4 protein-coding genes and 1 pseudogene are annotated in these 5,055 nt (G+C 67.4%); all 5 read right to left on the reverse strand.

Annotated elements, in window-relative coordinates; all coding sequences use genetic code 11:
- Window positions 1–690: pseudogene (gene kasB / locus ACYQ8K_RS29125) on the reverse strand (3-oxoacyl-ACP synthase KasB); the annotation flags it as partial.
- Between the two features lie 80 nt (window positions 691–770).
- Window positions 771–2,021, reverse strand: coding sequence for a 3-oxoacyl-ACP synthase KasA (gene kasA / locus ACYQ8K_RS29130; RefSeq protein ID WP_459974720.1), 1,251 nt, complete (start codon window positions 2,019–2,021; stop codon window positions 771–773).
- Entirely contained in the window at window positions 2,018–2,365 is a 348-nt protein-coding gene (gene acpM / locus ACYQ8K_RS29135) for a meromycolate extension acyl carrier protein AcpM (protein WP_007770614.1), read from the reverse strand. Before acpM ends, kasA begins: the two co-directional genes overlap by 4 nt.
- Before the next feature lie 87 nt (window positions 2,366–2,452).
- Window positions 2,453–3,361 carry an ACP S-malonyltransferase gene (locus ACYQ8K_RS29140; RefSeq protein ID WP_459974723.1) on the reverse strand — a complete coding sequence of 303 codons (909 nt, stop codon included), beginning with the start codon at window positions 3,359–3,361 and terminating at the stop codon, window positions 2,453–2,455.
- Window positions 3,362–3,504: 143 nt separating this feature from the next.
- Window positions 3,505–4,827 carry a PucR family transcriptional regulator gene (locus tag ACYQ8K_RS29145; protein ID WP_459974725.1) on the reverse strand — a complete coding sequence of 441 codons (1,323 nt, stop codon included), beginning with the start codon at window positions 4,825–4,827 and terminating at the stop codon, window positions 3,505–3,507.
- Window positions 4,828–5,055: the final 228 nt, after the last annotated feature.

Raw genomic sequence — 5,055 nt, forward strand, 5'->3', positions numbered from 1 at the left:
GAACGGGCGGCACGCGCCGACCGGGTCGTCGTTTTTGGTCGACATCACGATGCGCATCTGGGCGAACGCCGCGATCGGCACCGCCTCGATGCGCGTTTCCACGCCACCGCAGATGGCGATGTCGGCCTCGCCGAACACGATGTTGCGCCAGGCTTGCGCCACCCCCTCAGAACCCGACGCACACGCCGACACCGGGGTGATCACGCCGGCCTTGGCCTGCCGCTCCAGTCCCACCGCCGCCGAGGCGCCGTTGGGCATGTACTTCTGAACGCCGAGGGGAGAGACGGCCTTCATGCCACGAGCGCGCATGTCGTCGTAGCTGAAGACCATCTCTTCCGATGAACCCAATCCGGTACCGATGGACACCATCAGGCGGTTGGGATCGACCTCGGGGGAGCCGGCGTTCTCCCAGACCCGCCGGCCCAACACGGTCGACATCCGCTGCAGGTAGCCCGTGCGGCGCAGCTCCACGCGGGTCAACTGACTGTCGAACTCTTCCAACAGATGCCCGCCGATGCGTACCGGCAGGTCAAACTCCTCGACGAAAGGATCCTCGAGTTTGCGGATACCACTTTGGCTGTCCAACAACAGCTTCCAGGTGGTTTCGGCATCAGTTGCCAGTGCGGTCGTCATGGCGACGCCAGTGACGACCACATTCGGGAGCGTCTTCCCGGTAACCAGCTCTGTCATGGGTCTTGCGAACGTTCCTTCCAATTTGTCCGGCTTCTCCTCGGGCCGTTTGCGGCCCGCATCGTCACCGGACGCCGTACTCAGTAACGCCCGAAGGCGAGTGCCACGTTGTGGCCACCGAACCCGAACGAGTTGTTGATCGCATAACGGAAGTCGCCGTAGCGGGGTTCGCCCGCGACAACGTCCAAATCGATCTCGGGATCGGGGGTTTCGTAGTTGAGTGTTGGCGGTATCACGCCGTCCCGAAGGCTCAATACCGTGAGAACAGATTCCAAAGCCCCGACGGCACCGATGGAGTGCCCCAGAGCCGACTTGGGTGCGTACACGGCCGCCTCCTGGCAACCCGCGACGCGAATGGCGTTGGCCTCGGCGGTGTCACCGATCGGCGTTGCCGTCCCGTGGGCGTTGACGTGGTCGACGTCCTTGGGGGACAACCCCGCCAGCTCCAGCGACCGCGTCATGGCGCGACCGGCGCGCACGCCGTCCGCCGCCGGTGCCACCATGTGGAACGCGTCCGAGGTGATGCCGGCACCCATCAACCGGGCCAGTGGCTTGGCGCCACGAGCCTTGGCGTGCTCTTCGGTCTCGATGATCATCATCGCCCCGGCTTCACCGAACACGAAGCCGTCGCGGTCCTTGTCGAACGGCCGCGATGCGCGCTCGGGCTCATCGTTGCGCGTCGACATGGCCCGCATCATCGAGAACGCCGCGATGGGCAGCGCTTCGATGGGGCCCTCGACCCCACCGCAGACGGCGAAATCCGCGTCACCCATGACGATCTGACGCCACGCGTGGGCGATCGCCTCCGAACCCGACGAGCAGGCCGAGACCGGGGTGATGACCCCGGCGCGGGCGCCGAGCTGCAGGCCCACCACCGCCGCGGCGCCGTTGGGCATGATCATCTGCACGGCGAGCGGCGACACCTTGCGGGGGCCGCCCTCGTTCATCAGGTCGTAGGTCTCAACGATCCGCTCGGCGCCGCCGAGCCCGGTGCCGACCACGACCGAGAACCGGTCGGGGTCGACCTCCGGGCTACCGGCGGTCTCCCACAGCTGGGTGCTCAGCACCTTGGCCAGCCGCTGGACATACGACATGCGCCGCATGTCCAGCCTGCTCATGCGCTCGTCGATGGGGTCCTTGAGGTGTCCGCCGATCTTGACGGGCAGGTCCCACTTGGTGACGAACTCGTCTTCGAGGACGTGGATGCCGCTTTCGCCGGCCAACAGACCCTTCCACGTGCTCTCGATGTCCGGCGCGATCGATGTCGTTGCCGTGACAGCGGTTACCACAACGTTGGGGTAACCGCCATTAGCAGTGGAAGGCTTGCTCACTTGCTGTCCGCTTCCAGCCTCGACTTGACGTTCGCGACGGCCTCGGGGTTCTCGGTCTCCAGCTTGGCGCGCAGCGCCTCGGCAGCCTCGGGGTTCTCTTCCTCGAGCTTCTGGATGTAGGAGACGACGTCACCGACGGTGCGCAGACCAGCGAGGTCCTCGTCGGGGATCTTGACGCCGTACTTGTCCTCGGTCTGGACGGCGATCTCGACCATCGACAGCGAGTCGATGTCCAGGTCGTCGACGAAGGACTTCTCCGGGGTGACCTCGGAGGGCTCGATACCGGTCACCTCTTCGATGATCTCGGCGATACCGGCGATGATTTCTTCCTGGCTGACAGCCACAGCGTGCTTCCCTTCGTAATGTGTTGCGTGTTAGTCGAATTGACTTGATATGCGGTTGTACTGGTTGTGCAACTGGTCGAGCTGGCTTTAGAGCTCGGCCAAAGCGTCCAGGTCTGCGGGCGACTTGACGGCACGAGCCGTCACCCCCCGAAGTTCTCGTTTGGCGATGCCGGTGAGAGTGCCCGCGGGCGGGAACTCCACGGCCGCAGTGACTTCCAGGTCACGCAGCGTCGCGGTGCACAGGTCCCAGCGGACCGGCTGGGTCAGCTGAGCAACCAGCGCCTCCATCGCCGCGGCCGCCGAGGCGACCGGCTTGCCGTCGCGGTTCGACAGCAGCTTGGCGGTCGGCTCGGACGTCTGAACGGCGGCCGCCGCGGCCGCATAGCCGTCGAGTGCCGACGCCATGTACTTGGTGTGGAACGCCCCGGCCACACCGAGGGCGCGCACTCGGGCCTTCTCCGGCGGGTCTTCGGCCAGCTTCTCCAGCGCGGTCAGCGCGCCGGCCGCGACGATCTGCCCGGCGGCGTTGCGGTTGGCCGGGAACAGGTCGAGCTGCTCGAGGCGGGCCAGGACCTCGCCCTCGTCGCCGCCGAGCACCGCGGACATGCCCGTCGGCTCGATGGCGCACGCCTTGGCCATCTCGGCGCCACGGGTGGCGGCCAAGGCGACGGCGTCGTCGGCGGCGATCACGCCGGCGATCGCGTAGGCGGCGATCTCTCCGACGGAGTGGCCGGCCACGACCAGCTCGGCGTCCGACAGCAGGCCGCGCTTGGTCAGCTCCTGGTGGGCCAGCAGCGTCGCGGCCACGACCAGCGGCTGGGTGACCGCGGTGTCGGTGATCTCTTCGGTCGATGCGGTGGTGCCCAGGCGCACGAGATCGAGGCCACTGGCCTTGGACCACAGCGCCAACTGGTCAGCGGCGCCGGCGAGCTCCAGCCATGGCGAGAGCATCCCCTCGGTCTGCGAACCCTGTCCGGGCGCAAGCAATGCAATCACGTGTTTAAGAGAACACTGTGGAAACGGTTTTGGCGGGTGTAACAGATTATGAACCTCGTCTTAGCTTTTTGTGTAGACCCTACAAAACGGCTCCTTAAGCTACTGGTTTGATATCGTGCCGCGACCTGTTGCCTGAGTCACTGTCACCCGGATTGCCCCACAACAGCCCCTTTGACCGGCAGCGGAACCGCCGGCATCGCGTTGTTGGCGGCGCTGGTCGGGGTGGTCGGATAGTTGAGCTGGCCCACCGTTGCCGCCACTCGCAGCACATATGCGTCACGGGGCTGCATGGGATCGCGGCCGGTGAAGTCGGTGATCCGCTTGAGTCGGTAGCGCACGGTGTTTGGATGAACGAACAACTTTCTGGCACAGGCCTCAATCGCGCCGCCACAATCTAAGTAAGCGTCAAGAGTCTCGATCAGCGTGGGACCCGCGTCGGCCAGCGGCCCCATCACGTCGGTGTGCAGCGCCACGATCGCCGACGCATCGCCCATCAGGGCCCGTTCAGGCAGCAGTTCGCGGGCCGGCACCGGACGTGGCGCTCCCCGCCAGCCGCCGACGGCGTTCATGCCGGATATCGCCTCGCTGGCGCTGTGGTAGGCCGCCGTGAGCATGGGCGCGGTCGGTCCGACGACCACGGGGCCGTCGGCGAACGCGACCAGCAGATCGCCCAGGAATTTGTCGGTTGGCGACAGTTGGCCGGACACGATCGCGACCAGCCAGGTGCCGTGCACGTCAGTGAGGGCCGCGCGCCCGTGCTGCGCGGCGATATCGCGGACGTGCTGGCTCGCCCGCTCGCTGTCGTCGGGGCCGGTCGAGCCGTCGCGCCCGGGGGCCGGCGTGCCGACCACGACCGTCGCCGGGGCGGTGGTGTCCCAGTTCAGCGCCGCGGCGCGGGACAGCAGCTCGGGACCGGTGTCGCCGCGGACCACCGCGTCGACGACGCTGGCCTCCATCCGGCTGTCCCAGGTCCCGCGGGCCTCGGCCGCGTTCGCGTAGGCGGTCGCGGCGGTGAAGGCCAGGTCGCGGCTGTACTTGAGGATGCCCACCGTCAGCGCCGTCAGCTGGTCCTCGGAGCGGGCCAGCAGCGGCACGACCTCCTCGAAGAAGTCCATGGTCACGCGCGCCATGTCGACGCTGTGGCGCAGCGCGATGCGGCGGGCGAGGTCCTGGGGCACCAGCTCGAAGGCCTGCGCGGTGTGACTGACGTTGCTGTGCGGGTCCTGCATCCACTCGGCGAAGTTGTTGATGGCGGTCTGCACCACCAACGCCATGCTGGCCCGCTGCGACGCTTCCAGGTCGGCGAAGAACGGCAGCCGATCGCCCATCACCGAGACCGCCTCGGTGGCCAGCCGGCCCGAGTACTGCTTCAGCCGCCGCAGGACCGAATCCGGCACCGTGTCCAGCAGCTCCAACGGGGATCGGGGCTGCTTGGCGAACGGACCGGCGAAGGGGTTGTCATTCACCCCTAAAACCTACGCGTCTTTTCTAGAAGTTTCCGCCAAAGGCGGCGTGTGGCGTTCTTAAGAACGCCTCAACGTAGCGGGCCGCGGGGCGGCCTCGGGCGTGGGGGCGGGGGCAAGGGGCAACCACACCCCCCCCCCCAAACCCCCCACCCCCCCCCCCCCCTCCACCCACCCCCCCCCCCGCCCCCTCCGGCCCGCCCCCCCCCCCCCCACCCACCTCTTCCAGAC

The organism is Mycobacterium sp. MUNTM1, assembly GCF_054660795.1.